Below are 26,820 nucleotides of genomic sequence, written 5' to 3' on the forward strand. Positions count from 1 at the left end.
TCCGTGAATCTTCGTTCGAGAGGACCCGAAACCATGGCCGACGCCTCCACCGGCAAGGTGACCTTCGTCGGTGCCGGCCCCGGCGCCGCCGACCTGCTGACGTTCCGTGCCGCGCGCGCGATCGCCGAGGCAGACGTCGTGATCTGGGCGGCCAGCCTGGTCCAGGAGGAGGTCCTCCAGCACGCGCGCGAGGGCGCGGAGATCCTCGACTCCGCGACCATGTCCCTCGAGGACGTCGTCGCCGTCTACGAGCGGGCCGTCGCCGAGAACCTGCGCGTCGCCCGTATCCACTCCGGTGACCCCGCCCTCTGGGGCGGTACCCAGGAGCAGCTCGACCGGTGTGCCCGGATGGGGATCGCCACCGAGGTGATCCCCGGTGTGTCCGCCTTCTCCGCCGTCGCAGCGCTCGCGCAGCGCGAGCTGACGATTCCCGAGGTCGCGCAGTCCGTCGTGCTGACCCGGCTCGGCGGCGGCAAGACGCCGATGCCGCCCGGGGAGGAGGTGCGGGAGTTCGCCAAGCACGGGACCACCATGGCGATCTTCCTGTCGGCCGCCCGGAGCGGGCAGCTCGTGCGGGAGTTGCTGGAGGGCGGCTATCCGACGTCCACGCCGGTCGTGGTCGCCTACCAGGCCACCTGGCCCGAGGAGCTGATCGTGCGGTGCACGATCGAGACGCTGGAGGAGACCGTCAAGGAGCACAAGCTCTGGAAGCACACCCTCTTCCTGGTCGGCCCGGCGCTCGACGCCGAGGGCACCCGGTCGCACCTGTACCACCCCGGGCACTTCCACGGGTACCGCAAGGCCGACCCGGAGGCCCGTCGGGCGTTGCGTCAGCGGGGTGCGAGTACATGATCACGGTCTTCGGTACGGGGACGGGGGCGCCGGTCCCCGCCGAGGTGCTGGCCGGGGCCCGGCTGGTCGTCGGCGGCCGGCGTCACCTCGCGTCCGCGCCGGTGCCGGAGGACGCCGAGCAGGTCGTCCTCGGGGCGCTGGCGCCCGCGCTGGACGTCATCGAGCGGTATCTGGAGAAGGAGAGCCGGGTCGTCGTGCTGGCCTCCGGTGATCCCGGGTTCTTCGGGATCGTGCGGGTGCTGGCCGAGCGGTTCGGGAGCGAGCGGCTCGATGTGCGCGCCGGGGTCTCCTCCGTCGCCGCCGCCTTCGCGCGGGTCGGGCTGCCGTGGGACGACGCCGTGGTCGTCAGCGCGCACGGGCGAAAGCTGCGGACGGCCGTGAACGTGTGCCGGGCGCGGCCGAAGGTGGCTGTGCTGACCGGGCCCGGGGCCGGGCCCGCCGAGATCGGTGCCGCTCTGAAGGCCGACGAGCGGGTCCTCGTCGTCGCCTCCGCGCTGGGGTCCGAGGAGGAGCGCGTCGAGCGGGTCACGCCGGCCGAGGCCGCCGGCCGGGACTGGGGTACGTCGGTGAGTGTCGTGCTGTGTCTGGACGAGACGCGGGAGCTGGGCGCCGTACGGACGGTCGCCGGGGCTCCTGCCGGGCCCGATCGATGGGCGCTGGACGAGGGCGAGTTCAGCCACCGTGACTCGATGATCACCAAGTTCGAGGTGCGGGCGCTGGCGCTGGCCCGGCTCGGTCCCCGGCTCGGTGATCTGGTCTGGGACATCGGTGCCGGTTCCGGATCCGTGGCCGTCGAGTGCGCGCGGCTCGGGGCCGCCGTCGTCGCGGTCGAGAAGACCCGGGACGGTGTCGAGCGGATCCGCGCCAACGCCGCCGCGCACGGTGTCGACGTACGGGCCGTGCACGGGGCGGCGCCGACCGTGCTGTCCGATCTCGACGATCCGGACGCCGTGTTCATCGGGGGCGGGGGGCGTGAGCTGCCCGCCATAGTCACCGCGTGCGCCCGGCGGGCCCGGCGGACGGTCGTCGTGGCGATGGCCGCCCTCGACCGGGTGCCGGCGGTGCGCGAGGCGCTCACCGGGGCCGGGTTCGGCTGTGACGGGGTGCTGTTGCAGTCGTCGCGGCTCGCGCCGCTGCCGGGGGATGTCACCCGGCTCGCGGCGACCAATCCCGTCTTTCTGCTGTGGGGGTCCCGAACCCCCGTCTCTGATGAAGGAGTTGCTCTGTGATCGGCCTCATTTCCGCCACCTCGGCGGGCGCGGCTGCGCGGGACCGGCTGGCCGCTGCGTGGCCGGAGCGGACGCGTGTGTACGAGGGTCCCGTCGGGGACGCCGTACGGGCCGCGTTCGCGGAGTGCGAGCAGCTCGTGTGCTTCCTCGCGACCGGTGCCGTGGTGCGGCTGGTCGCGCCGCTGCTCGGCGACAAGGCGTCCGACCCGGGTGTGGTGTGCGTCGACGAGGTCGGGCGGTTCGCCGTGTCGCTGGTCGGCGGGCACGGCGGGGGCGCCAACGAACTCGCCCGTGAGGTGGGGGAGTTGCTGGGCGCGGAGCCCGTGGTCACGACGGCCACGGACGCCGTCGGACTGCCCGGCCTCGACACCCTCGGCTTCCCGGTGGAGGGCGATGTCGCCGCCGTTTCCCGGGCCCTGCTCGACGGTGAACCGGTGGCGCTCGACGCCGAGTTGGCGTGGCCGCTGCCCGCGCTGAAGGTCACGGCGGAGGGCGCCTACGTGGTCCGCCTGACCGACCGGCTCGTCGAGGCCGCCGAACGCGAGGTCGTGCTGCGGCCGCCGTCCCTCGTCGTCGGCGTCGGCGCCTCGAAGGGGGCACCGGTGGACGAGGTGCTCGGGCTGGTCGAGAGCTCCCTGGCCGGTGCCGGGCTCTCCGCGAAGTCGGTCGCCGAACTCGCCACCGTCGACGCCAAGTCCGAGGAGCCCGGCATCGTCGAGGCCGCCGAGCGCCTGGGCGTGCCCCTGGTGACGTACTCCGCCGAGGAGTTGGCCGCCGTCGAGGTCCCGAACCCCTCCGACGCGCCCCTCGCCGCCGTGGGCACCCCCTCGGTCGCCGAGGCCGCCGCACTCGCGCGCGGTGGCGAACTCCTCGTCCCCAAGCGGAAGTCGGAGCGTGCGAACGGCCTGCCGGCCATGGCGACCTGTGCCGTCGTACGGCGTCCCGCGCGCGGCCGGCTCGCGGTCGTCGGGCTGGGTCCCGGCGCCCGGGACCTGCTCACGCCCCGCGCGAAGGCGGAGTTGCAGCGCGCTTCGGTGCTCGTCGGGCTCGACCAGTACGTCGACCAGATCCGCGACCTGCTGCGGCCCGGCACCCGGATCCTGGAGTCGGGGCTCGGGGCCGAGGAGGAGCGGGCCCGGACCGCGGTGGCGGAGGCCCGTAAGGGGCAGGCCGTCGCGCTGATCGGCAGCGGGGACGCGGGCGTGTACGCCATGGCCTCCCCCGCGCTCGCCGAGGCGTCCGACGACATCGACGTGATCGGCGTACCGGGTGTGACGGCAGCTCTCGCCGCCGCCGCGATTCTCGGCGCGCCCCTCGGGCACGACCACGTGTCCATCAGCCTCTCCGACCTGCACACTCCGTGGGAGGTCATCGAGCGGCGGGTGCGCGCGGCGGCCGAGGCGGACATCGTGGTCACCTTCTACAACCCGCGCTCGCGCGGCCGGGACTGGCAGCTGCCGAAGGCGCTCGCGATCCTCGCCGAGCACCGGGAGCCGACGACGCCGGTCGGTGTCGTACGGAACGCGTCGCGGCCGGACGAGTCCGGTCGGCTCACGTCACTGGGCTCCCTGGATCCGGCGACGGTCGACATGATGACGGTGGTGACCGTGGGCAACACGGCGACGCGTGACATCGCCGGGCGCATGGTGACACCGCGCGGCTACCGCTGGCAGACGGCAGAGGAGGGCGCCCAGTGATCCGTGAGGTCCATCCGATCGAGGTGGAGTCCTACCGGCGGATGCGTGCCCGCCTGGACACCTCGCACTTCCCGCAGCTGACCCGGGCGGTGGTGGAGCGGGTCGTCCACTCCGCCGCCGATCTGGAGTACGCGGACGATCTCGTCATGGACGAGGGCGCGCTGGAGAAGGCGCACGCGGCGCTCCACGCGGGCGCTTCCGTCGTCGTGGACGTGGAGATGGTCGGGGCCGGCATCACCCGGCGTCAGACCGTCTGCCGGCTGAGGGACGCGGCCGCGGGGCCGGGACTGACCCGGTCCGCCCATGGCATCCGGCTCGCCTACGAGCAGGTCGGGCCCGGTGCCCTCTGGGTGATCGGCAACGCGCCGACCGCTCTGGAGGAGTTGCTGACCCTGGACGCCGCCCCGGCGCTCGTCATCGGTCTGCCCGTCGGGTTCGTCGGCGCGGTCGAGTCCAAGGCGGCACTGCGCGAGAGCGGGCTGCCCGCCGTGAGCAACGTGTCCGAGAAGGGCGGGTCGGCCGTCGCCTCGGCCGCGCTCAACGCCCTGCTGTACCACCCTGTTTCGTCTTCCGAGGAGAAATCGTGACCACCCCCCAGCCCGCTCTGCTCATCGCCGGACATGGCACCCGGGACGACGGCGGGGCCGAGGCCTTCCGCGACTTCGTCCGGGAGCTGGGGCGCCGCAACCCCGAACTGGTGGTCGCGGGCGGCTTCATCGAGCTGTCCCCGCCGCCGCTGGGCGAGGCCGTCGCCGAGCTGGTGGAGCAGGGCGTACGACGGTTCGCCGCCGTTCCGCTGATGCTGGTCTCCGCCGGGCACGCGAAGGGCGACATCCCGGCGGCGCTGGCCCGCGAGAAGGAACGGCACCCGGGGATCTCGTACACCTACGGCCGTCCGCTGGGCCCGCACCCGGCGCTGCTGTCGGTGCTGGAGCGGCGGCTCGACGAGGCGCTCGGGGACACCTCCCGCTCCCCCGGCGACCGGGCCGACGTGACCGTGCTGCTCGTCGGGCGCGGTTCGACCGACCCGGACGCCAACGCCGAGGTGTACAAGGCAGCCCGGCTGCTGTGGGAGGGACGCGGGTACGCGGGCGTGGAGACGGCGTTCGTGTCGCTGGCCGCGCCGGACGTGCCGAGCGGGCTGGACCGGTGCGTGAAGCTGGGGGCGAAGCGGATCGTCGTCCTCCCCTACTTCCTGTTCACCGGCATCCTCCCGGAGCGGGTCCGGCAGCAGACCGAGGGCTGGGCGGCCGCGCACCCCGAGGTCGAGGTGCGCTCGGCGGACGTCATCGGCCCGGAGCCGGAACTGCTCGACCTGGTCATGGAGCGCTACCAGGAGGCCCTGAAGGGAGATCTGCGGATGAACTGCGACTCGTGCGTGTACCGCATCGCGCTGCCGGGCTTCGAGGACAAGGTCGGTCTGCCGCAGCAGCCGCACTTCCACCCCGACGACGACGGCCACCATCACCACGGCCACCACCACGGCGCCCACTCGCATGCCCACTGAGAGAGCCGGGAGCGCGGAGCGCACCGGGGCCCACGACCTCCGCCACCACGGCGACGCCGAGGTGCGGGACGACGGGGCCGCGCTCATCGACCTCGCGGTGAACGTCCGCGCGGACACGCCCCCGGTGTGGCTGCGGGAGCGGATCGCCAGGTCGCTGACGGGCCTGGCCGCCTACCCGGACGGCCGGGAGGCGCGGGCGGCGGTCGCGGCGCGGCACGGACTTCCGGCGGAACGCGTCCTGCTCACGGCGGGCGCGGCGGAGGCCTTCGTGCTGCTCGCCCGCGCCCTGGAGGTCCGGCACGCGCTGGTGGTGCACCCGCAGTTCACCGAGCCGGAGGCGGCGCTGCGGGACGCGGGACACGAGGTCGACCGGCTGCTGCTGCGCGAGGAGGACGGCTTCCGTCTCGACCCGGCGGCCGTCCCGGAGGACGCGGACCTGGTGGTGATCGGCAACCCGACCAATCCCACGTCGGTCCTGCACCCGGCGGAGACCATCGCCCGACTGGCCCGCCCGGGACGAACGTTGGTCGTGGACGAGGCGTTCATGGACGCGGTGCCGGGCGAGCGGGAGGCCCTGGCGGGGCGCACCGACGTGCCCGGGCTGGTCGTCCTGCGCAGCCTGACCAAGACCTGGGGGCTGGCGGGCCTGCGGATCGGCTATGTCCTGGCCGCCCCGGAGACGATCGCGGACCTCGAGCGCGCCCAGCCCCTGTGGCCGGTGTCGACCCCGGCCCTCGCGGCGGCCCAGGCCTGCGTGGAGCCGCAGGCGCTCGCCGAGGCGGCCCACGCGGCCCATCGCATCGCCGCCGACCGGGCCCATCTCGTCGCCGGGCTGCGGGAGTTCGGCCCGGACGGACTCTCGGTCGCCGAACCGGCCGAGGGCCCCTTCGTCCTCGTACGCCTGCCCCGTGCGGCCGCCGTGCGCAGGCATCTGCGCGACCTCGGTTTCGCGGTGCGGCGCGGGGACACGTTCCCGGGGCTCGATGAGGAGTGGCTGCGTCTCGCGGTACGGGACCGGGCGACGGTCAACCGGTTCCTCCAGGCCCTGGACCAGGCGATGACGCTGGCGGACAGCTGACCACCCGCTCGCGGGTGCCGTCGGGGAAGCGGATGTCGACGGCGCCCCCGGCATCGACGGTGGCGCTCGCGCCGGTCGTCAGGACGGTGTCGTCCCTGGTCAGGACGGTGAGGGTGACCAGCAGCGGGCCGGTGCCTTCGAGCACGGGTGTCGCGGAGTGCCGTCCGTAGGCGTTGGCGTCGAGGGCCCGTACGACGGTGCCCTCGGCGTCGGCCCAGCCGTACAGGCCGACGAGCGCGCTGGTGAGGCCGTCGGCGCGGCGGGTCAGCGCGCGCCCCGGGCCCGTCTCGGCGTGGGGTGGTGCGGTGTCGTCGGCGACGGCCCAACCGCCTTCGCGTACCCGCGTGTTCGGCGGCGCGTCGATGCGGTGCACCCGGATCTCCCAGGGGCCGTGCACCAGGCTGACCGTCTCGATGCGCCCTTCCTGCCAGGACGCGGCACGGCGTCCCTCGACGCCCAGCGGATGGATACGGCCACGCTGGGACGGGCTGCCGTCCACGGCGAGCAGGGCGATGTGGTTGTCGGGGCCGGTCGGGGTGTCGGGGGCGGTGGCGCTGGAGTAGGCGAGCTTGGCGTAGTGCGGGCTGTCCTCGTCGCCGGCCGGCGGGGGCGGCAGGCGGTCGCTGCCGTGGTTGACGAGCCGGACGATCCCGTCGGCCGCCGTGGAGTGCAGCAGCCAGCCCGGGGCGGGCAGGGCGAGGGTGGCGTCGGCGGTGTCGACGGGCCCGGGTTCCTCGGTGGCCGTCCACACCGGGTGGGTCTCGGGCAGCAGGAGGCCCAGGAAGGCCTTGCTCGCCCAGTACGGGGAGGCGGGGCCCGAATAGCGCTGGGTGACGGGGAGGAAGGGCCGGTACCAGCCGAGGCTGAGCAGACCGCGCTCATCGGGTACGCCCCGTTCCGCGAAGTGCTTCAGGGCGCCGGAGGCCAGCCGCCGGGTACGGCCGGGCGGCAGCGGAGTGGCGCCTGCGAGGGCGCCTGCCCAGAGGGGGGCCGCGGCGGCGAAACGGTAGGTGAGGGAGCGGCCCTGGTGGACGGGGGCGCCGTCGGAACCGAAGAAGTACTGGTGGACGGCGAGGAATTCACGCAGTCGGACGCGGTGCCGCTCCACCAGGTCGGCGTCCGCGCGCGGGCCCGCGATCCTCGCCCACAGCACTGGGTACAGGTGCAGCGCCCAGGCGTTGTAGTAGTCGAACTTCCTGCCGTCGCCGTCCGTGTACCAACCCCCGCCCCGGTACCAGTCGTCCAGCCGTGCGAGCCCGGCGTCGATCTCGCCCCGGCTGTGCGGGGCGCCGACGGAGGCCAGGAATTCCTCGGTGATGACCTGGAAGAGCCGCCAGTTGGAGTCGTTGACGACGGCACCGACGAACTGGCCGAGCCAGTCAGCGACTTGACCGCGCACAGTGTCGTCGAGCCGGTCCCAGAGCCAACGGCGCGACTCGTGCAGAGCGATCGCGATGGACGCGGCCTCCACCATCGGCTGACCCCGGTCGGTGATCGGCGGCCAGCACTCGCCCCCGTACGGATCGGTCCCGGCGGCGAGCCCGGTGGCGTACCGCTCGATGAGGGAGGGGGCGACCTGCCCTTCGGCACCCGCGATACGAAAGGCGGCGAGGAGGAACGACCGCGCGAACCCTTCCAGGCCGTCCGACCAGGGGCCCGAGTGGCTGGGGCGACCGGGGAGACGGTACTGGGCGAAACCGGGGGTGGCGTATGGGAGGAGGCCATCGAGGAGCCGGTCGGCGAGGGCTTCCCAGTGGGGGCGGGTCCAGCCGGTGAGGGGTGAGAGCAGGAAGTCGCACTCGGGGAGCTGCGTCAAGGGCGGCGCGGTCATACGAGGTTCGGTCCTCCATAAGTCGGGGGCATGCGAACGCCCTGCTTTTAAGGGGCGCGGGGAACTGCGCGACCAGCCACAACGGGCCCGCAGCCTTACGACGGCCGATCCGGCGGCGCCACACTTCGGCGCACGACAATGTGGGTGCCCAGCAAATGGTGGCTCCCAGCCGCACTGTCCGGATCCCGCAACGCGATCCGCACAGCAGCACGCCCCAACTCCTCCGCAGGCGTACGAACAGTCGTGAGCGGCGGGTTGAAGTCCTCGGCCAGCGGTATGTCGTTGTAACCGACGACGGAGACATCCTCGGGCACCCGCAGCCCCGCATCGGCGATGGCCCGCAGCGCCCCCGCCGCCACCATGTCGTCACCGGCGACCACCGCGGTGAACTCCCTTGTCTCCTTGAGCAGTTCGGTCATGGCCCGCAATCCCGCCGCCCGCCCCAGCCCACAGTCGACAACCCGCCCCGCCGCCGGAGGCAACCCGTGCTCCGCCAGCGCCGCCCGATACCCGGCGACCCGGGCGTCCAGCGCGGTGTTCCCGGGCAGCCCGCCGAGGAAGACGATCCGCCGATGCCCCGCCGACAGCAGATGCCCGGTGATCGCCCGCGCCCCCGCCTCGTTGTCGAACTCCACGACCAGCGCCGGGATGTCGGGATCCGGCGCCGGACGCCCGCACAGCACGAGCCGCGCCCCCGACGAGTCCAGCGCCTGCGCGTAGTGGGCCACCCGCGACCGATACGCGTCGTCCTCGACCACGCCCCCCACCAGGATCACCAGCCGCGCCCCCTCCTCCCGCATGAGCTGCACGAACTCCATCTCCCGCTGCGGATCCCCGCCGGTGGCACCGACCACGCACAGCCAGCCCCGGTCGGCGGCCTCCGCCTCCACGCCCTCGGCGACCTGGGCGTAGAAGGGGCTGGTGACCTGGCGGACGACGACCGCGGCCATCTTGCGGCCGCCGCCCACCAGCGCGCGGGCGTGCGCGTTGGCGACGTAGTCGAGGTCACGGGCGGCACGCAGCACGCGGGCCCGGGTGGCGGGGGGCACGGGGTGGTTGCCGCTGAGCGCACGTGACGCGGTCGCCGTCGACACACCCGCCCGCTCGGCGACCTCGCGGATCGTGACCCGTCCCTTGCTTGTCATGCCGTTCCCCATCCCCCGCGTCCGCTGTTCGGCCGGCGGAGCGTCATGTGTTGGCCGCGTAGTCCTTGGCGAACTCCTCGGCCATTCTGTCGCCGCCCCGGGCCCGCCACTTCTTCACGGCCGCGTCCCATTCCGACAGGGAGGTCCGTCCGGCGACGATCCCGGTCACCGTGTCGTCGAGCATCGCCTTCAGGGTCGTCCCCTGGGCGTTCTTCGTACGGGACTGAAGACCGTAGGAGGCGTTGCGGACGGCGTGCGGCACCACGTGGCTCTGCCAGTCGTGCAGGGCCCGTACGGCGTCCGGCAGGCCCGGCACGAACAGCACCTGCGGGCCTTCGGCGAGGTACTTCAGCGGCAGGTTGGTGTTGTTCTCGACCTCGCCGAGCCTGGTGGGCTGCGGGGAGCCGTCCTTGCCGCGGGTGAAGTGGGTGCCCTCGACGCCGTAGTGGACGAGCTCCCACTCCTTGCTGCCGAAGGGGGCGGCGAGATAGTCGAGGATCCTCAGGAGCAGCTGTACGCGCTCCTTCTTCGCCTTCTTCAGCACGGTGTAGCCGAAGGAGCGGCGGGCGGCGACGATCCCGCCGGGGGTGCCGTCGACGCTGTACGGGAGGGCCGCGGCCGGGGTCAACTTGCCGACGGTCTCCCGGTACTTGGGCAGGTAGGCGCCGAAGCCGTCCTGCATGGAGCCGACGGTGCCGTTGTAGAAGAGGGTCGTCAGGTCGATCTGGGAGATGGAGGTCGCGTCCGGGTGGTACGCGCCTTCCTTCCGTAGCCGGGCCTGGAAGGCGATCGCGGCCTTGAAGCGTTCGTCGGCCCAACCCGGCTGGAACGTACCGGACTTGGTGACGGCCCACTCCTGGGGCGCGTTGTGGGCGGCGGAGTGCACGGCGTTGCCGAACAGGGAGCCCTGGGCGGCGCCGAGGGCGTAGGTGCGCCCGCCGGTGGCCTTCTTGGCGACCGTTGCGAAGTCCTCGGAGGTCCAGCCCTCCCGCATGCCGGCGTCCGTGAACATGCCCTGGTTGAGCCAGAGGGTGGAGCCGGGCAGCGGTCGCTCCAGGGGGATGCCGTAGATACGGCCGCCGATACGGCCCATGTCGCGCCAGGCGTGGGTGGGGATGTTCGCGAGGTTGGGGTGGTCGGCGATCGCCTCGCCGGACAGGTAGGGGGTGAGGTCCTCGGCCCTGCGCTGCACGAACTCGGCCTCGCGGGGCAGCACGAAGCCGGAGAACATGTTGATGATGTCCGGCAGGCTGTCAGGGTCGCCGGCCATGACCGTGGCCATCTTCTTCTGGTAGTCGGCCTGGGAGATGATCGTGTACTCGATCTTCACGCCGAGCGCCTTCTCCACGGCCGCCCAGAACCGGTTGGCGGAGGCCGGCTTGGGCGGGGTGCCGAAGGACACCGACATGACCTTCACCGTGGAGCCGTCGCCGGGGGTGCGGGCCACCGAGGTCGCCAACTCGGCCGGGTAGGAGGTGTATCCGGCCTGGACGCCGGCCTCGGTGGGGGCCAGGTCGGGCTTGGGGCCGGTGGCGGGCCTGTAGGACGGCCAGGGCGCGAGCTTCTTCCCGGCGTTGGAGACGTCGCTGTCGCCGGAGCCGGTGGAGCAGGCGGTCAGTACGCCCGGGACAGCGACGACGGCCATGGATCCGAGCAGGGTGCGGCGGGACATGCGGGGCACGGTGAATCACCTCGTGTCGGCTGGGACCAGCTGGGGTCAGCTCTTGATGGCGCCGGTGAGCACGCCCTTGGTGAAGTACTTCTGGAGGAAGGGGTAGACGACCAGGATCGGCACGGTGGCGATCACCAGGACCGCCATCTGCACGGTCTGCGGTGCAGTGACCGTGGCCTCGCCGGTGGTGGCGTCGGTGAGCCCGGAACCGGCCACCACATAGGTGCGCAGCACCTGCTGGAGGGGCCAGTGGTCGCTCTCCAGATAGAGCGAGGCGTAGAACCAGGAGTTCCAGTACGCCACCGCGTAGAAGAGTCCTACGACCGCCAACGCGGCCTTGGACAGCGGCAGTACGACGGAGAAGAGCACCCGCCAGTCCCCCGCCCCGTCCAGGCGCGCGGCCTCGTACAGCTCCTCGGGGATGCCCTGGAAGAAGCCGCGCAGGACGACGAGGTTGAAGACGTTGACCAGGACGGGCAGGACGAGTGAGGCGTAACTGTCCAGCAGGCCGAGCTCCTTGACCAGCAGGAAGCTCGGGATCATGCCGGGCGGGAAGAGGAACGTGAACAGCACGAGCAGCAGGACGGGCCGGCCGCCGAAGACTCCGGGGCGGGACAGGGCGTAGGCGAGGGTGACCGTGCAGGCGAGGCTGAGCAGAGTGCCCACGACGGTGACGCCGGCGCTGACGCCGAGGGCGTGGGTGACGATGCCGCCGTCGAGGATGTCCCGGTAGGCCTTGAGGCTGGGTTCGGTCGGCCACAGCACCCAGCCGCCGTTCTCGACGACCTCGTCGGTGGAGGCCAGCGAGGTGGAGACGATGACGAGGAACGGCACGCAGACCAGGAGGACGACGGCCACGAGGGCGAGCGCCTTGGCCGCCTGGGTGACCGGCTTGGGCTTCTCCATCCAGCCGGGCCGTAGGTGACTGCTCACTTGTAGACCCCCTGTTCGCCGAGGCGGTGGGCGACCTTGTTGGCGGCGTAGACGAGGAGGGCGCCGACGACGCCCTTGAACAGGCCCGCGGCGGCGGCGAATCCGTAGTCGCCGCCGACGATGCCCTGGTAGTAGACGAAGGTGTCGATGATCTCGGCGGCCTCGGGGCCGACGGCGTCGCGCTGGAGCAGCATCTGCTCGAAGCCGACGGAGAGGATCTCGCCGAGCCGCATGATCAGCAGCAGCACGATCACCGGGCGGATGGCGGGCAGGGTGACGTGCCAGAAGCGGCGCCAGGGGCCGGCGCCGTCGATCGCGGCGGCCTCGTACTGCTGCTCGTCGACCTGGGCGAGGGCGGCGAGGAAGATGATCGTGCCCCAGCCGGCGTCCTTCCAGATGACCTGGGCGACGACGAGCGGCTTGAAGGCGTCGGGGTTGCCGATGATGTCGACGGTGTGCAGACCCGCGCCGTCCAGGCCGGAGTTGAGCAGGCCGGTGTCGCCGAGGAGTTGCTGGAAGAGGGCGACGACGATCACCCACGAGATGAAGTGCGGAAGGTACGCCACCGACTGCACGAACCGTCGGACGCTGCTCCAGGTGAGGCTGTGCAGGAGCAGGGCGAGGGCGAGCGGCACCGGGAAGAAGAAGACCAGCTGGAGGAGGGCGATCCAGACGGTGTTGAGGACCGAGTCCCAGAACGCCTCGTCCTCGAACATCCGCTGGAAGTTGCCCAGTCCGACCCAGGGGCTGCCCCAGATGCCGTCGAAGGGGACGTACTCCTTGAAGGCGATGACGTTGCCGACGAGGGCGCCGTAGTGGAAGAGCAGGAAGTAGGCGAGACCGGGGAGCATGAGCAGGAGGAGTGCACGGGATTGAAAACGTTTGCGCTCCACTGATCCCCTCACATCGCGTTGATTGGGTGAGAGGAAGTTAAAACGTTTTCAGAGGCCGGTCAACAGCCCTGACAGAGAAGGACTGTTGACCGGTGACCTCTTGGGGTGGTCAGTTCCTGCCGCGTCGCGCGAACGCGACCGCTCCCCCGCCCGCGACGACGAGCGCGAGCGCGCCGCCCGCGATGTACGGCGTCATGGAGCTGCCGCCGGTCTCGGCCAACCCGGCTTCGGCGGGGCCTCCTTGGGGTTTGACGTCACCGGCCGGCGTGGGGTCGGCGGCATCGTTCACCGGGGCCGACGGTGCCTCGCAGGTGGCCTTCGCGAGGGTGAGGGTGCCCTCGACCTCGGCGACGTTGAGCTTCAACGGGTTGATGGAGACGTTGAGTTCGAGGGCGGTGGCGGCCGCCGTCCTGGTGGTGGTCTCGGCCTTGGAGAGGTCGAGGCGGACCTTTCCGACACCCGGGACCTCGACCTCGGTCGGACCGCCCGCGGTGAGCGTGACCTTCTTGCCGAGCACGGTCACCGAGCCCAGCAGGTTGGAGGTGGCGGTCGGGGTCTTCCCCGCCTCGCAGGTGGCCTTGGAGGTGACCGTGCCGAGCTCGATGAGCGACAGCAGGGGCAGGCCCGGGACATGGAGCTTGGCGTGGGCGAGGGTGGTGGAGGCCTCGGCCTTGGCATCCGTGACGTCCGCCTTGGCGGAGGCCACCCGCGCGTCGAGCACGCTGAAGGGCTGCCCGCCGTCGACGCCGTCCAACTTCGCGGTCAGCGCGGTCTTCTCGGCGCTCTGCGGCGCCTGCACTTCGTTGAGGGAGACCGCGAGCGGGACGTTCACGGTCTTGTTGAGCAGGGACACGTCGAGCCCGGTACGCAGGACGACGGCGCTCGCGCGCCCCTCGTCACCGGTCGCGTGCGCGGAGCCGGCACCGGCCAGGACCGCGGGAGCTGCGACCAGGGCCGTGGCCGTCGCGACGGTCGCGAGACGGCGTGCGGGCATGCGGAAGTTCTTGCCGTTCAAGGTGGGGACCCCTCAGAGGAGACTTGCTCGGGACCCGGCAAGAATTACGCACTGGGGGTGAATGGTCAGCAGGCTGACGAGGGTTCACTCCAAAGTGCCTTTTCCGTGCACGTCTTCGATTCCCCAGGCACGCACGTTCTCCACAGTCACCCGTTCACCCCACGACTCGTCCGTTCATCCCACGACTCGCCCGTTCAGTACCACCCTCCGGGGCGCCCCCAGTACCCGTACGTCCGCCCGCGGATCCCCCTCGTACACCACGAGATCGGCCGTGGCGCCCTCGTCCAGGCCCGGGCGGCCGAGCCACTCGCGGGCCTTCCACGTCGTCGCCGCCAGGGCCTCGACCGGGGGAATGCCCGCCTTGGTCAGTTCCTCGACCTCGGTGGCGACCAGGCCGTGCGGGAGGGTGCCGCCCGCGTCGGTGCCGACGTAGACCGGGATGCCGGCGTCGTAGGCGCCGCGGACCGTGTCGTAGCGGCGTTCGTGGAGCCGGCGGATGTGGGCGGACCAGCGGGGGAACCTGGACTCGCCGCCCTCGGCCAGTTTCGGGAACGTGGCGATGTTGACCAGGGTGGGGACGATCGCCACACCGCGGTCCGCGAAGAGGGGGATCAGGTCGTCGGTGAGGCCCGTGGCGTGCTCGATGCAGTCGATGCCCGCCTCGACGAGGTCCCGGAGGGAGGACTCCGCGAAGCAGTGGGCCGTGACCCGCGCGCCGAGCCTGTGGGCCTCCGCGATCGCCGCCTGCGCCGCGTCCCGGGGCCAGCTCGGGGCCAGGTCGCCGACCTCGCGGTCGATCCAGTCGCCGACCAGCTTGACCCAGCCGTCGCCGCGGCGGGCCTCCTGGGCGACGTAGGCGACGAGATCCTCCGGTTCGATCTCGTGGGCGAATCCGCGGATGTAGCGGCGGGTGCGGGCGATGTGCCTTCCGGCGCGGATGATCTTCGGGAGGTCCTCGCGGTCGTCTGTCCAGCGAGTGTCCGAAGGAGAGCCGGCGTCTCTGATCAGCAGGGTGCCGGCCTCGCGGTCGGTGAGGGCCTGCGTCTTGGCTTCGCCGATGTCCACCGGGCCGTGGGGGCCCAGGCCGACGTGGCAGTGCGCGTCGACGAGGCCGGGAAGAGCCCAGCCCGCGACGGTACGGACGTCATAGGCACCGACGGGACGGTCGTAGGAGATCCGACCGTCGATGACCCAGAGTTCGTCTCGGACGTCGTCTGGGCCTACGAGGACGCGGCCTTTTACGTGCAGCACCGGCAGATCGTTCATGAGACGCACGATAGTTCTTCGGCTGCGGATGCATTGTGGCTGGTCGCGCAGTTCCCCGCGCCCCTTAGGGGGCGCGCCTGTCGTCCTCCTCGACATCCGCCATCGCCGGGTCCAGCAGACGTGACAGGAAGTGGCGTGTGCGTTCGTGAGCCGGGTTGCCGATGACCTGGGCCGGGGTGCCGTCCTCCACCACCACTCCCCCGTCCATGAAGATCACGCGGTCCGCGACCTCCCTCGCGAAGGTCATCTCGTGGGTGACGACCATCATCGTCATGCCCTCCTGCGCGAGCATCCGCATCACCGCGAGGACGTCCCCGACCAGCTCGGGGTCGAGGGCCGAGGTCGGTTCGTCGAAGAGCATCACCTCGGGGCCCATCGACAGGGAGCGGGCGATGGCGACGCGCTGCTGCTGGCCGCCGGAGAGGGAGGCCGGGTAGGCGTTCGCCTTCTCGGTGAGGCCGACCCGCTCCAGGTTCTCGGCGGCCACCTTCGCCGCCGAGGCCTTGTCCCGCCTGAGCACCCGGCGCTGCGGCAGCGTGAGGTTCTCGGTCACCGTGAGGTGCGGGAAGAGGTTGAACTGCTGGAAGACCATGCCGATACGGCGGCGTACGGCGTCGATGTCGACGTCGGGGTCCGTCAGCTCGGTGCCGCCGACGAAGACCTGGCCCTTGGTGGGCTCCTCCAGGAGATTCACGCACCGCAGCAAGGTGGACTTGCCGGAGCCGGACGGGCCGATGACGCACACGACTTCGCCCTGGCCGATCTCCAGGTCGATGCCCTTGAGGACCTCGTTGTCGCCGAACGCCTTGTGCAGGCCCCGGACCTGGATCTCCGGCCGGCTCGCTTCAGGGCTCATTTCACGGCCTCCTGGGCCTTCGCCTCCATGCGGCGCACCACGAACCCGAGCGGGATCGTCACCAGCAGGTAGCACAGGCCGGCGACGAGGATCGGGGTGGAGTTGGCGGTCGTACTGGCCAGGTCGCGGCCGTACTTGGACAGTTCGCGCTCCTCCAGGGTGACCCCGAGGAAGAGCACCAGCGAGGAGTCCTTGAAGAGGAGGACGAGTTCGTTGGTGAGGGGCGGCAGGATGATCCGGAAGGCCTGCGGGATGATGATCGAGACCATGGCCCTGGCGGGCGAGAAGCCCAGTGAACGGGCCGCCTCCAGCTGCCCCTTGGGCACCGCCTGGATGCCCGCGCGGATCGTCTCCGCCATGTACGCGGCCGCCACCAGGCCGAGCGCGAGCGCGACCTTGCCGTACGTGCCGCCGGGGATCTCGGTGCCCGGGAAGGCCAGCGGTACGGCGACCCCGATGAAGATGAAGATCAGCAGGGCCGGCAGACCGCGGAAGATCTCGATGTAGACCCCGGCGAACCAGCGGTACGGGCCCACCGACGACAGCCGCATCAGCGCTATGACCATGCCGAGGACGAGCCCGAACGCGAAGCCGGACAGCGTGTAGAGCACGGTGTTCTTCAGCGCCAGCGTGATGACGTCCGGGAACATCTCCTTGGCGATGTCCCACTGGGCGAACTGGTTCTTCAGCCGCCCCCAGTCGGCCGCGGCCGCGAAGGCGACCACGGCCCCGACGAAGACGACGTACTGGGCGCCGCGCGACAGACTGCGTTTCTGACTCCGGGTCAGGCCCTTCTTGCGGGGCTGGAGTTGTGCGTCCGCGCCCGTCATGAGGCGGACGGGGAAGCGGAGGCCGCGGACTCGTCGTACGGGCCGATCCACTTCTCGTACAGCGTCTTGTACGTGCCGTCCGCCTTGGCGTCGGCGAGGGCCTTGTTGACGGCGGCGAGAAGCTTGGTGTTGCCCTTCTTCACCGTGAAGCCGTACTGCTCACCGGTGTTGATCTGCTCGGCGACCTGGAAGGCGTCCGCGTTGGCCTTGGTCTTCAGCCAGCCCTGGACGACCGGGTAGTCGATGACGACGGCCTTGACCTGGCCGGAGCGCAGGCCGTTGAGGACGGCGTCGGAGGACTCGAAGGAGACCGGGTCGAAGCCCTGGCTCTTGGCGTAGTCCTCGCCGGTGGTCTGCGCCTGGGCGCCGAGCTTGACCTTCTTGGACTTGGCGTCGGCGAGGGACGTGATGCCGCTGCCCTTGTCGACCAGGAGGGCCTGGGTGGCCTCGAAGTACGGGTCCGAGAAGTCGACGTTCTTCTTGCGCTCGTCGGTGATGGTCATGCCGGCGGCGGCCAGGTCGCACTCGCCGGAGTTGAGGAAGGCGCCGGTCTTGAAGTTCTCGAACGGCGTGTCGAGGATCTCCTGCTTCACGCCGAGGTCCTTGGCGACGAGGTCGATGAGCGACACGTCGAAGCCCTGCACCTTGCCGTCGATCTCCGACTGGAAGGGCGGGTAGGGAAGGTGGGTGCAGGTGGTGAGCTGCCCCGCCTTGACCAACTCGACACCGCCGGCGGCGGTCTTGGTGCCGCTGCCGCCGTCGTCGTCGGAGGAACAGGCGGCCACGAGTAGAAGCCCGGCGGTCGCGGCGGTGGCGGCCAGGACGCGGGTGCGGCGACCGGAGAGGGTGTTCACGGGGAGGCCTCCTGTGGGGGAACTGTGGGTTCCGATTATAAGGAGAGGTTTGGGTCTCTCAAATCAAACCGATGGCTATGACGCCGTTGGCCCTAAGAAGTCACCGGTCGAGGAGCGTTGCCGGGCAGCGGTTACCCTCGATCACCTCTACCCCAGTGAGCGAAGAGAGCACCACCGTGACCCACCCCTTCCTGGATCTGGCCCCGCTCGACGCGGCGCACTTCGCGGCGATCGAGGACCGTGTGGCGCGGCTGCTGAGCACCTCGCAGGACGTCGTGATCATGCAGGGTGAGGCGTTGCTGCCGCTGGAGGGCGCGATCCGGGCGAGTGCGGGTCCGGGGACGGTGGCGCTGAACGTGATCACCGGGCCGTACGGGCAGACCTTCGGGGACTGGCTGCGGGACTGCGGGGCGACGGTGATCGATCTGGCGGTGCCGTTCCACACGGCGGTGACCGCCGAGCAGATCCGGGCGGCCTTCGCCGAGCATCCCTCGATCGACTTCGTGTCGCTGGTGCACGCGGAGGCGGCGACGGGCAACACCAACCCGGTCGCGGAGATCGGGGAGGTGGTGCGCTCGCACGGTGCGCTGTTCTACCTGGACGCCGTCGCCTCCGTCGGGGCCGAGCCGGTGCTGCCGGACGCGTGGGGTGTCGACCTGTGCGTGATCGGGGCGCAGAAGGCGATGGGCGGCCCCGCGGGCGTGTCGGCGGTGTCCGTCAGCGAGCGGGCCTGGGCCCGGATGGCGGCGAACCCGCACGCGCCCCGGCGGTCGTACCTGTCGCTGCTGGACTGGAAGGAGCGGTGGGTGGACGGCGGCCGCAAGGCCCTGCTGCACGCACCGGCCCAGTTGGAGATGCTCGCACTGGAGGCCTGCGTCGAGCGGATCGAGTCGGTCGGGCTCGACACGGTGATGGCCCGGCACGCCTCGGCGGCCGCGGCGACGCGAGCGGGGGCCGTGGCGCTGGGCGGCGGCCTCGAGCCCTACGTCCACGTGGCCCGGGACGCGGCACCGGTTGCCACGACCCTGCGGGCGCCGGCGGGGGTGGTGGCGTCCGAGCTAGTGGCCCGGGCCCTGGCCTCGGACCCCGCGCTGCCGCTGGCCGCGGGGGGCGGTGCGTTGGCCAAGGAGATGATCCGGGTCAACCACTACGGGGCGGACGCGACCCCTGGGGCGGTCCGGGCGAGCCTGGCGGCGCTCGGGGCGGCGTTGGGTGAGCGGGGACTGACCGTGGACGTGGCGGGCGCGCTGCGGGCTGCGGAGGCGGGCTGGTAGGGCTGGAAGACCCCCCGCACACACCCTTATGGTCTCCGGCATGCGGCGCACTGACCTCACCCGGGACGACGGCACATGGGCGGGGCTGTCGCTCCAGGTTCCGTCGTCCGGTCGGCCGGGGCTGTGTCTGTTCAGTGCCGAGCGGCGGCTTCTTCTCTGCCAGGGGCCGGAGCCCGTGCTCCTCGCCGCGGTCGAGGAGGACCACTGCGGGGTGGAGTTCTGGCGCACCGACGCCTACCGCTCCCCGGTTCCGCCGCTGCGTGCGGACACGGCGCGGGCCCTGGCCGGGCACCCGGACCGCTGGGCCCACCGCTTCGCCCGGTCCCTGCTGGACTCGTCGGAGAGCCCTCTGCACGAGGGCCGCTGGCTGCTGACCCCCGACAGCCCGCTCCCGCGCTGGAACCACGGCCGTCTGCCGCAGGCGGAGTACTGGGGCTCGATGCTCATCGAGGGGCATCCGGACGGATACGTCGACTGGTTCATGCACTCCGGCTCCTGGGAGATCCTTCCGTTGCGGCCGATGCCCGACGCGGACGACAGCAGGGTCAAGGCGTACCGGAAGCAGGCCCGTGACGGCACGCTGCCGCCGGTCCTGTTGTGGTGGGTCAGCGGGCTGGACTGCCATCTCGTCCTCGACGGTCACGCACGGCTGGCCGCCGCGATCGCCGAGTCGACCCAGCCCCCGGTGCTGGATCTGTATCGCACCGCGCCGAGCGACGAGGTACGCACCGGGACCGAGCAGGCGGTGCGCGCCTACGAGGCCGAGTTGGACCGCTTCGCCGCGCTCCGCGCCGTCCAGGGCACCGTGGTCCCCGACGGTGCCGCCTTCGCGGGGCCGGCCCTCGCCCGTCGGCTTCGGGAGCTGGACACGGGTCAACGGCCCACGTGGGCCTGGCCGTTGCCGGGCGGGACCGCCGAGTGGCGGCGCGTCGCGGACGACGTGGCCGCCTGGAAGAGGTAGACCGCCGGCGCCCCTGCCATGCCATGCTCGCCCCATGACCACCAACACACCGTTCACCCTCCCCGACGGCCGTCCTGTCCCCCTCACCACCGGTGAGGAACTCCCCATGTTGCAGAGCTGGTTGGACTTTCACCGGGCCACTTTGGAGCTGAAGTGTGCGGGGCTGGACGACGAGCAGGTGCGGCTCGCCGCCGCCGAGCCGTCGTCGCTGACGTTGCTCGGGCTGGTGCAGCATCTCGCTGAGGTGGAGCGGAACTGGTTCCAGCGGGTGATCGCCGGGCTCGATGTGCCGCCGGTGTACGAGGAGGTGACCGGGTACGCCCTGCGTGCCGATCGCGCGCTCGACGAGGCGCTCGGCGTCTGGCGGCGGGAGATCGCGCGGGGGCGGGAGATCGTCGCCGGACGGTCGCTCGACCATGTCGGGCGGGTCATGGAGGGGCCTGTTCCCGGGATGGAGGTCAGTGTGCGGTGGGTGCTCATCCACATGATTGAGGAGTACGCCCGCCACAACGGCCATGCCGATATCTTGCGGGAACGAATCGACGGGGTGACCGGAGCCTAATTCAAAGGGAATTCCGGAATTCATTCCCGGGGCAGCTTCCCGTATTCTTCTGCCCCCTTTTTCGGGTCCTAAACGCAAAGATTCTGCGAACGTCAACCGGATGAATTCGGGCAGATGCCGTGGGGATTACATGGCTGTGACGCGTTACACATCGCGGGTGATTTAAGTAGTTTGTGCCGCACAAATACACCCATACCTCGCCTCCCTCACGCGTTCGCCCGCGCCCGCGTGATAACACACGTACCGCCGACCCGTAACCCCTGTCGGCGATGCAATTTTTAATTTCCCTGGGTAAATTCAATCCGCATGACTGCCGCACAAGCAGACACGACAGCAGAACTGCAAATCGACCGTCCGAACGTGGCCGACGGCGCCGCGTTGTGGCGGATTGCGAGGGACTCGAAGGTCCTCGACCTGAACTCGTCGTACAGCTATCTGCTGTGGTGCCGCGACTTCGCGGCCACGTCGGCCGTCGCTCGAGACGGGCAGGGCAAGCCGGTCGGCTTCGTCACCGGGTACCTCCGGCCGGACCGGCCGCGCACCCTGCTCGTCTGGCAGGTGGCGGTGGACGAGACGCACCGTGGGCGCGGGCTCGCCGGGGCGCTGCTCGACGCTCTGGTCGCGCGGGCCTCGGCCGAGCACCGGATCACCGCCGTCGAGACCACCATCACGCCCGGCAACACCGCCTCCGAGCGGCTCTTCGGCGCCTTCGCCGAGCGCCATGACGCCGGCCTGGAGCGTGCGGTGCTGTTCGACGACGACCTGTTCCCCGACGGGCCGCACGAACCCGAGGTCCTCTACCGCATCGGTCCCCTCTCCCTCTGAGTCCCTCTCCCCTCCACCCCCTCGCCATCCCCCACGTACCCGAGGAGCGATTCGTCGTGACCATCACCCAGCCCGACCTCAGTGTCTTCGAGACCCTCGAGTCCGAGGTGCGCAGCTACTGCCGCGGCTGGCCCACCGTCTTCGACCGTGCGCAGGGCAGCCGCATGTACGACGAGGACGGCCACGAGTACCTGGACTTCTTCGCGGGCGCCGGTTCCCTGAACTACGGGCACAACAACCCCGTCCTGAAACGGGCGTTGATCGACTACCTGGAGCGCGACGGCGTCACGCACGGGCTCGACATGTCGACCACCGCCAAGCGGTCCTTCCTCCAGACCTTCCAGGACCTGGTGCTGCGGCCGCGCGACCTGCCGTACAAGGTCATGTTCCCGGGCCCGACCGGCACCAACGCCGTCGAGTCCGCGCTGAAGCTCGCCCGGAAGGTGAAGGGGCGCGAGGCGATCGTGTCCTTCACCAACGCCTTCCACGGGATGTCGCTGGGCTCCCTCGCGGTCACCGGCAACGCCTTCAAGCGGGCCGGGGCCGGGATACCGCTGGTGCACGGCACCCCGATGCCGTTCGACAACTACTTCGACGGCACGGTCGAGGACTTCCTGTGGTTCGAGCGGCTGCTGGAGGACCAGGGGTCCGGGCTGAACAAGCCGGCCGCGGTGATCGTCGAGACCGTGCAGGGCGAGGGCGGCATCAACGTGGCCCGCAAGGAGTGGCTGCAGGCGCTCGCCGCGCTGTGCGAGCGGCAGGACATGCTGCTCATCGTCGACGACATCCAGATGGGGTGCGGACGGACCGGGGCCTTCTTCTCCTTCGAGGAGGCGGGCATCACCCCGGACATCGTCACCGTGTCCAAGTCGATCAGCGGCTACGGACTGCCCATGTCGCTGTGCCTGTTCAAGCCCGAGCTGGACATCTGGGAGCCGGGCGAGCACAACGGCACCTTCCGCGGCAACAACCCGGCGTTCGTCACCGCCACCGCCGCGCTGGAGGCCTACTGGGCCGACGGGTCCGCCATGGAGAAGCAGACCCGGGCGCGCGGCGAGCAGGTCGAGCAGGCCCTGATCTCCATCACCGAGGAGAACCTCGCCGACGTGAAGGAGTACCGCGGGCGCGGGCTCGTGTGGGGGCTGGAGTTCCACGAGAAGGCGCGGGCCGAGCGGATCGCCCGGCGCGCCTTCGAACTCGGGCTGCTCATCGAGACGTCCGGCCCGGAGAGCGAGGTCGTCAAACTCCTCCCCGCTCTCACCGTCACCCCGGAGGAACTCGACGCGGGGCTCAGCGTCCTCGCGCGTTCCGTCCGGGAAACCGTCTGACCGAACCGTCGGACCAACCGCCTATCTAGGAGGCTCGTACCACCGTGATCGTCCGTTCGTTCAAGGACATCGAAGGAACCGACCGGCATGTGAGGTCGGCGTCCGGCACCTGGGAGAGCAAACGGATCGTGCTCGCCAAGGAGCGCGTCGGGTTCTCGCTGCACGAGACGATCCTGTACGCGGGTACGGAGACGTCCATGTGGTACGCGAACCACATCGAGGCCGTCGTCTGCGTCGAGGGCGAGGCCGAACTCACCGACCACGAGACCGGGCTGAGCCACACGATCACGCCCGGCACCATGTACCTCCTCGACGGGCACGAGCGGCACACGCTGCGGGTGAAGGAGGACTTCCGCTGTCTGTGCGTGTTCAACCCGCCCGTGACCGGACGGGAGGACCACGACGAGAACGGCGTCTATCCCCTGCTGACGGAGGAGGGCTGACCACCATGACCACCACGAACCCGACCGCGATCACCGACCTGTACCCCAGCCGCGGGCCCGCCGAAGTCACCGTCCCGCGTCAGGACCCCGTCGTCTGGGGCGCGCCCGGCACTTCCGGGCCGGTCTCCCTCGACGAGCTCCACTCCTACGAGCGGGACGGCTTCCTCGCCATCGAGGAGCTCATCGGCGAGGACGAAGTGGCCCGGTACCACGCGGAGTTGGAGCGGCTCGTCGCCGACCCGGCGATCCGCGCGGACGAGCGGTCGATCATCGAACCGCAGTCCAAGGAGATCCGGTCCGTCTTCGAAGTGCACCGGATCAGCGAGGTGTTCGCCGAGCTGGTGCGGGACGAGCGGGTGGTCGGGCGGGCCCGGCAGATCCTCGGCTCGGACGTCTACGTCCACCAGTCACGGATCAACGTCAAGCCCGGCTTCGGCGCCTCCGGCTTCTACTGGCACTCGGACTTCGAGACCTGGCACGCCGAGGACGGCCTGCCGAACATGCGGACGGTGTCCGTCTCCATCGCGCTGACGGAGAACCACGACACCAACGGCGGCCTCATGATCATGCCGGGCTCGCACCGCACGTTCCTCGGCTGTGCGGGGGCGACGCCGAAGGACAACTACAAGAAGTCGCTCCAGATGCAGGACGCAGGCACGCCCTCGGACGAGGCGCTGACCAAGATGGCCGGCGAGTACGGCATCAAGCTGTTCACCGGCAAGGCGGGTTCGGCGACCTGGTTCGACTGCAACTGCATGCACGGCTCCGGCGACAACATCACGCCGTTCCCGCGCAGCAACGTCTTCATCGTGTTCAACAGCGTGGAGAACGCGGCCGTGGAGCCCTTCGCGGCTCCGATACGGCGACCGGAGTTCATCGGCGCGCGGGACTTCACGCCCGTGAAGTGACCCTCACAGCCACGCCAGCGACGCGGCCCTCTCCAGTACGTTCTGGACCGGGGCCGCGTCGCCCGTGGTGGCCCGCGGTACCTCGTCCGGGGTGTACCGTCCGCCGACGAGCAGGCAGAAGTCGACCGGATCCAGGGTGAGTTCGGCCCGTACCGGTTCGTCCTGCGAACCCAGTACCCACCGCTCCCCGCCGGTGACGGAGAACAGCACCGGCGCGGCGTCGGGTCCGAGGGCCAGTCCGAGGATGCGGACGGCCAGCCGGACCAGCTGCCACAGGTGCGGCTCGGGCGGCGGCGGGACGGCGATGCCGAGGGCGCGGCCGATGTCGTCGGTGTGGATCCACGCCTCGAAGGCACGCACCACGTAGTGGTCGGCGACCGGCAGCCGGACGCCCATCAACATCACCGCGCGGGCGGCCGGTTCGGGATCGTGGGCCTCGGGCGCGGTGAGCAGTGCGCCGGCCTGGGCGGACCAGTCGGCCACGGTCTCCTCGGGCGTACGGCCGTACTCGTGGGCGATGACCTCGGCGGTGCGCTCGTTCCAGGCGTCCCCCCAGTGCGTGTCGGGGGAGATCCGGGAGAGCGGCAGGCGGGTGTCCTGGCCGAGCAGCCGCGCCAGGTGCTCGTCGGCGGCGAGGAGGTGGGCGATGGTCGCGTGGACGTCCCAGTCGTGCACGACCGGGGTGGACCAGCGGCCCGCGATCTCCGGCAGCAGCGCCTTGAGGCCCGCGACCGCGGCCGCGTAGGGGGCGGCGTGCGGGGCGACCCGGGGCGTGGCGGGGCGGGTGCGCAGGGCGCCGGAGAGGATGTCGGCGGCGGGGCGGCGGTCGGAGCCGTTGGACGCGGGGCCGTCGAGGAGTCGTACCGTCTCGCGCAGCCGTTCCGCCTCCGCCGCGCAGCTCTCGCACTCGGCCAGGTGCAGCGGGACCGTCCTGCGGTCGGCGGGGTCCAGCGCCCCGAAGGCCCAGGCGGCCAGCAGGTCGCGTACGCCGTCGTGTTCAGTGGTCACCGTGCACCCCCTTTCGCGGATCCCTTTCCATCATGCGCCCCTTTCGAGCGCGGGGTCGGGCGGGTCGGCCAAAGTCTCGGCCAAGGTACGTAACGCTGTGCGCAGCCGTGTCTTGGCGGTGCCCTCGGGGATGCCGAGTTCGACCGCGGCCTGCCGGTAGGTGCGGCCCGCGAAGTAGGCCAGATGCACCACCTCCCGCTGGGGCTGCGGGAGTTCGGCGAGGGCGGAGTGCAGCAGGAGAGAGCGTTCGCGGTCGACGACCGTCTCGTCGGGGCCAGGACCGGGCTCGGGGATGGCCTGGAGGGCCGAGTCGTCGGCGCCGGCGGCCTTGCGGTGCCTGGCCTCGCCGCGCACCCAGTCCACGGCCCGCCGGTGGGCGAGCATGGAGAGCCAGGTGCGCAGGGTGCCGCGGCCCGCGTCGTAGGCGTACGGCCTGCTCCACAGGTGGGCGAAGACCTCCTGCGCCACCTCCTCGGCGGCGCCCGGACTGCGGGTGACCCGCACGGCGACCCGCCGTACCAGAGGGCCGTACGCCTCGTACACCTCGGTCAGCGCGGACTCGTCGCCGTACACGAGCCGCCTGTGCAGCTCCGTGTCGACGGGAGGCCGCACTGACGTATCGCCCGCTTGTTCCACCGGCACCACCACCCCTGGTGCCCTTCCTAGCGCCCTGGCCGGGTCCGCGCCAGCGGTTCACGACAACAGGCCATGGCCAATGGTTCACGAGCCGTAGGTCAGCCGGACAGGACGTCCAGCAGGCGGTCCACGTCGGCGGGGGTGTTGTAGAGGTGGAAGGAGGCGCGCAGATGGCCCGCGCGGTCGGAGACCTCGATACCGGCCGCGCTCAACTCCCGTTGCCTCGCGCCCAGTCCGGGCACGGAGACGATCGCCGAACCCGGCGCCGGGACGGGTTCGTGGCCGAGGGTGGCGAGGCCCGCGCGGAAGCGGTCGGCGAGCGCCAGGTCGTGGGCGTGGACGGCGGGCACGCCGAGTTCCTCGATCAGGGAGAGGGAGGCGCGCAGGCCGGCGTAGGTGAACAGGGCCGGGCTGAGGTCGAACCGGCGCGCGGAGTGGGCGAGTTCGGCGATCGGGCCGTAACAGCTGTCCCAGGGGTTCTCGCCCGCGACCCAGCCGGCCAGCAGCGGGGTCAGGCCGCCGAAGTCGGCCGATTCCGCGGGGACGACCAGGAAGGCGGCGCCGTGCGGGCCGAGCAGCCACTTGAAGCCGGTGCAGACGGTGTAGTCGTACGCGGCGGCGTCGATCGGCAGCCAGCCGCCGGCCTGCGAGAAGTCGACGTAGGTGCGGGTGCCGTGCCGCTGTGCGGCCGCGCGCAGGGCCGGGAGGTCGGCGACGCGGCCGTCGGCGGACTGGGCGGCGCTGACCGCGACCAGCGCGGTCCCCGGGCGGACGGACTCGGCCAGCCGTTCCAGGGGGACGCTGCGGACCTTGAGGTCGCCGCGGGCGTGGAAAGGGTGCACGACGGAGGTGAAGTCGCCCTCGGCGGTGAGGACTTCGGCGCCCGCGGGGAGCGCGGCGGCGACCAGTCCGCTGTGGACGGAGACGGAGGGGCCGGCCGCGACCCGGCTCGTCGGCACTCCGGCGAGCCGGGCGAAGGCGGCGCGGGCCGCTTCCACGTCCTCGAACAGCGGGTCCAGCGGCCTGCCCTCGGCACGGATCCGCGCGGCCGCCGCCAGGGCGGTGACGGCGCGGGCCGGGAGCAGACCGCTGGTCGCGGTGTTCAGATAGGTGTTCTTCGGGGCGAACTCGGCACGGACCAGGCTCTCGAAGGTCTCCATGGCTCCACTGTGGAGCCGCCCGGGCCATTAGTCCATTGACGATTTTTACGTGGTTCC

The 26,820-nt window shown here is 71.3% G+C and carries 26 protein-coding genes; 13 read left to right on the top strand and 13 right to left on the bottom strand.

The annotated features are described in order from the left end of the window. The first annotated feature begins 33 nt into the window (after positions 1–33). The 6 genes from cobM to cobC are packed head-to-tail and all read left to right on the top strand — an operon-like array spanning position 34 to position 6,363. The gene (gene cobM, locus ABKA17_RS32715) at positions 34–852 is read left to right on the top strand and encodes a precorrin-4 C(11)-methyltransferase (protein ID WP_353695935.1); all 819 of its coding nucleotides are present in this window, start codon (positions 34–36) and stop codon (positions 850–852) included. Further along, on the top strand, positions 849–2,081 hold the full coding sequence (gene cbiE, locus ABKA17_RS32720; protein WP_353695936.1) for a precorrin-6y C5,15-methyltransferase (decarboxylating) subunit CbiE: 1,233 nt from the start codon (positions 849–851) through the stop codon (positions 2,079–2,081). The genes cobM and cbiE overlap by 4 nt, the downstream gene beginning before the upstream one ends. Then, positions 2,078–3,778 (top strand): precorrin-3B C(17)-methyltransferase, encoded by a 1,701-nt coding sequence (gene cobJ / locus ABKA17_RS32725; RefSeq protein ID WP_353695937.1) that lies wholly within the window; start codon positions 2,078–2,080, stop codon positions 3,776–3,778. The genes cbiE and cobJ overlap by 4 nt, the downstream gene beginning before the upstream one ends. Beyond that, positions 3,775–4,365 (top strand): precorrin-8X methylmutase, encoded by a 591-nt coding sequence (locus ABKA17_RS32730; protein WP_353695938.1) that lies wholly within the window; start codon positions 3,775–3,777, stop codon positions 4,363–4,365. Before cobJ ends, ABKA17_RS32730 begins: the two co-directional genes overlap by 4 nt. Further along, on the top strand, positions 4,362–5,285 hold the full coding sequence (locus ABKA17_RS32735) for a sirohydrochlorin chelatase (RefSeq protein WP_353695939.1): 924 nt from the start codon (positions 4,362–4,364) through the stop codon (positions 5,283–5,285). Before ABKA17_RS32730 ends, ABKA17_RS32735 begins: the two co-directional genes overlap by 4 nt. After that, positions 5,275–6,363, top strand: coding sequence for an Rv2231c family histidinol phosphate aminotransferase CobC (gene cobC, locus ABKA17_RS32740; protein ID WP_353695940.1), 1,089 nt, complete (start codon positions 5,275–5,277; stop codon positions 6,361–6,363). The genes ABKA17_RS32735 and cobC overlap by 11 nt, the downstream gene beginning before the upstream one ends. Here the strand turns inward: cobC and ABKA17_RS32745 are convergent. From ABKA17_RS32745 to ABKA17_RS32790, 10 genes are all read right to left on the bottom strand, one after another. Beyond that, positions 6,311–8,194, bottom strand: a complete 1,884-nt coding sequence (locus ABKA17_RS32745; protein WP_353695941.1) for a DUF2264 domain-containing protein — start codon at positions 8,192–8,194, stop codon at positions 6,311–6,313. The genes cobC and ABKA17_RS32745 overlap by 53 nt on opposite strands. Before the next feature lie 95 nt (positions 8,195–8,289). After that, entirely contained in the window at positions 8,290–9,339 is a 1,050-nt protein-coding gene (locus tag ABKA17_RS32750; RefSeq protein WP_353695942.1) for a LacI family DNA-binding transcriptional regulator, read from the bottom strand. A 43-nt stretch (positions 9,340–9,382) separates the two neighbouring features. Then, the gene (locus ABKA17_RS32755) at positions 9,383–11,020 is read right to left on the bottom strand and encodes an extracellular solute-binding protein (protein WP_353695943.1); all 1,638 of its coding nucleotides are present in this window, start codon (positions 11,018–11,020) and stop codon (positions 9,383–9,385) included. Positions 11,021–11,056: 36 nt separating this feature from the next. Then, positions 11,057–11,944 carry a carbohydrate ABC transporter permease gene (locus ABKA17_RS32760; protein WP_353695944.1) on the bottom strand — a complete coding sequence of 296 codons (888 nt, stop codon included), beginning with the start codon at positions 11,942–11,944 and terminating at the stop codon, positions 11,057–11,059. Continuing rightward, positions 11,941–12,795: an ABC transporter permease gene (locus ABKA17_RS32765; RefSeq protein WP_353695945.1), complete on the bottom strand. Its 855-nt coding sequence runs from the start codon at positions 12,793–12,795 to the stop codon at positions 11,941–11,943. Before ABKA17_RS32765 ends, ABKA17_RS32760 begins: the two co-directional genes overlap by 4 nt. A gap of 151 nt (positions 12,796–12,946) precedes the next feature. Next, on the bottom strand, positions 12,947–13,852 hold the full coding sequence (locus ABKA17_RS32770; RefSeq protein WP_353695946.1) for an SCO1860 family LAETG-anchored protein: 906 nt from the start codon (positions 13,850–13,852) through the stop codon (positions 12,947–12,949). A gap of 174 nt (positions 13,853–14,026) precedes the next feature. Continuing rightward, positions 14,027–15,118 carry an amidohydrolase family protein gene (locus ABKA17_RS32775; protein WP_353695947.1) on the bottom strand — a complete coding sequence of 364 codons (1,092 nt, stop codon included), beginning with the start codon at positions 15,116–15,118 and terminating at the stop codon, positions 14,027–14,029. Positions 15,119–15,182: 64 nt separating this feature from the next. Continuing rightward, the gene (locus ABKA17_RS32780; protein WP_353695948.1) at positions 15,183–15,974 is read right to left on the bottom strand and encodes an amino acid ABC transporter ATP-binding protein; all 792 of its coding nucleotides are present in this window, start codon (positions 15,972–15,974) and stop codon (positions 15,183–15,185) included. Next, positions 15,971–16,804 carry an amino acid ABC transporter permease gene (locus ABKA17_RS32785; RefSeq protein ID WP_353695949.1) on the bottom strand — a complete coding sequence of 278 codons (834 nt, stop codon included), beginning with the start codon at positions 16,802–16,804 and terminating at the stop codon, positions 15,971–15,973. The genes ABKA17_RS32780 and ABKA17_RS32785 overlap by 4 nt, the downstream gene beginning before the upstream one ends. After that, complete coding sequence (locus ABKA17_RS32790) at positions 16,801–17,658, bottom strand: transporter substrate-binding domain-containing protein (RefSeq protein ID WP_353695950.1); 858 nt, start codon at positions 17,656–17,658, stop codon at positions 16,801–16,803. Before ABKA17_RS32790 ends, ABKA17_RS32785 begins: the two co-directional genes overlap by 4 nt. Positions 17,659–17,834: 176 nt before the next feature. On the opposite strand from ABKA17_RS32790, the gene ABKA17_RS32795 reads away from it, so the two are divergent. From ABKA17_RS32795 to thpD, 7 genes are all read left to right on the top strand, one after another. Further along, the gene (locus ABKA17_RS32795) at positions 17,835–18,932 is read left to right on the top strand and encodes a pyridoxal-phosphate-dependent aminotransferase family protein (protein ID WP_353696302.1); all 1,098 of its coding nucleotides are present in this window, start codon (positions 17,835–17,837) and stop codon (positions 18,930–18,932) included. A gap of 40 nt (positions 18,933–18,972) precedes the next feature. Continuing rightward, entirely contained in the window at positions 18,973–19,893 is a 921-nt protein-coding gene (locus tag ABKA17_RS32800) for a hypothetical protein (RefSeq protein ID WP_353695951.1), read from the top strand. A 34-nt stretch (positions 19,894–19,927) separates the two neighbouring features. Next, a complete protein-coding gene (locus tag ABKA17_RS32805; protein WP_353695952.1) occupies positions 19,928–20,455 on the top strand; it encodes a DinB family protein in 528 nt (175 codons plus the stop codon). Positions 20,456–20,761: 306 nt separating this feature from the next. Beyond that, positions 20,762–21,280 carry a diaminobutyrate acetyltransferase gene (ectA, locus tag ABKA17_RS32810; protein WP_353695953.1) on the top strand — a complete coding sequence of 173 codons (519 nt, stop codon included), beginning with the start codon at positions 20,762–20,764 and terminating at the stop codon, positions 21,278–21,280. 56 nt (positions 21,281–21,336) lie between these two features. Next, a complete protein-coding gene (gene ectB, locus ABKA17_RS32815; protein WP_353695954.1) occupies positions 21,337–22,608 on the top strand; it encodes a diaminobutyrate--2-oxoglutarate transaminase in 1,272 nt (423 codons plus the stop codon). Between the two features lie 44 nt (positions 22,609–22,652). Next, on the top strand, positions 22,653–23,051 hold the full coding sequence (locus tag ABKA17_RS32820; RefSeq protein WP_353695955.1) for an ectoine synthase: 399 nt from the start codon (positions 22,653–22,655) through the stop codon (positions 23,049–23,051). 5 nt (positions 23,052–23,056) lie between these two features. Next, entirely contained in the window at positions 23,057–23,959 is a 903-nt protein-coding gene (gene thpD / locus ABKA17_RS32825) for an ectoine hydroxylase (protein ID WP_353695956.1), read from the top strand. A 3-nt stretch (positions 23,960–23,962) separates the two neighbouring features. On the opposite strand, the gene ABKA17_RS32830 is transcribed toward thpD, so the two are convergent. The 3 genes from ABKA17_RS32830 to ABKA17_RS32840 all read right to left on the bottom strand — a co-directional run bounded on the left by ABKA17_RS32830 (position 23,963) and on the right by ABKA17_RS32840 (position 26,763). Further along, positions 23,963–24,967 (bottom strand): maleylpyruvate isomerase family mycothiol-dependent enzyme, encoded by a 1,005-nt coding sequence (locus ABKA17_RS32830; RefSeq protein ID WP_353695957.1) that lies wholly within the window; start codon positions 24,965–24,967, stop codon positions 23,963–23,965. A 30-nt stretch (positions 24,968–24,997) separates the two neighbouring features. After that, a complete protein-coding gene (locus ABKA17_RS32835; protein ID WP_353695958.1) occupies positions 24,998–25,615 on the bottom strand; it encodes an RNA polymerase sigma factor in 618 nt (205 codons plus the stop codon). A gap of 86 nt (positions 25,616–25,701) precedes the next feature. Then, positions 25,702–26,763, bottom strand: a complete 1,062-nt coding sequence (locus ABKA17_RS32840) for an aminotransferase class V-fold PLP-dependent enzyme (RefSeq protein ID WP_353695959.1) — start codon at positions 26,761–26,763, stop codon at positions 25,702–25,704. Positions 26,764–26,820: the final 57 nt, after the last annotated feature.

This window comes from Streptomyces sp. RG80, assembly GCF_040446465.1.
Taxonomy (GTDB): domain Bacteria; phylum Actinomycetota; class Actinomycetes; order Streptomycetales; family Streptomycetaceae; genus Streptomyces.

Bases quoted from the DNA above. Each gene is read 5' to 3' on its own strand.
- cobM (WP_353695935.1), top strand. From the start codon at position 34: ATGGCCGACGCCTCCACCGGCAAGGTGACCTTCGTCGGTGCCGGCCCC.
- cbiE (WP_353695936.1), top strand. From the start codon at position 849: ATGATCACGGTCTTCGGTACGGGGACGGGGGCGCCGGTCCCCGCCGAG.
- cobC (WP_353695940.1), top strand. From the start codon at position 5,275: ATGCCCACTGAGAGAGCCGGGAGCGCGGAGCGCACCGGGGCCCACGAC.
- ABKA17_RS32745 (WP_353695941.1), bottom strand. From the start codon at position 8,194: ATGACCGCGCCGCCCTTGACGCAGCTCCCCGAGTGCGACTTCCTGCTC.
- ABKA17_RS32750 (WP_353695942.1), bottom strand. From the start codon at position 9,339: ATGACAAGCAAGGGACGGGTCACGATCCGCGAGGTCGCCGAGCGGGCG.
- ABKA17_RS32765 (WP_353695945.1), bottom strand. From the start codon at position 12,795: ATGCTCCCCGGTCTCGCCTACTTCCTGCTCTTCCACTACGGCGCCCTC.
- ABKA17_RS32775 (WP_353695947.1), bottom strand. From the start codon at position 15,118: ATGAACGATCTGCCGGTGCTGCACGTAAAAGGCCGCGTCCTCGTAGGC.
- ABKA17_RS32780 (WP_353695948.1), bottom strand. From the start codon at position 15,974: ATGAGCCCTGAAGCGAGCCGGCCGGAGATCCAGGTCCGGGGCCTGCAC.
- ABKA17_RS32785 (WP_353695949.1), bottom strand. From the start codon at position 16,804: ATGACGGGCGCGGACGCACAACTCCAGCCCCGCAAGAAGGGCCTGACC.
- ABKA17_RS32800 (WP_353695951.1), top strand. From the start codon at position 18,973: ATGCGGCGCACTGACCTCACCCGGGACGACGGCACATGGGCGGGGCTG.
- ABKA17_RS32805 (WP_353695952.1), top strand. From the start codon at position 19,928: ATGACCACCAACACACCGTTCACCCTCCCCGACGGCCGTCCTGTCCCC.
- ectA (WP_353695953.1), top strand. From the start codon at position 20,762: ATGACTGCCGCACAAGCAGACACGACAGCAGAACTGCAAATCGACCGT.
- thpD (WP_353695956.1), top strand. From the start codon at position 23,057: ATGACCACCACGAACCCGACCGCGATCACCGACCTGTACCCCAGCCGC.
- ABKA17_RS32840 (WP_353695959.1), bottom strand. From the start codon at position 26,763: ATGGAGACCTTCGAGAGCCTGGTCCGTGCCGAGTTCGCCCCGAAGAAC.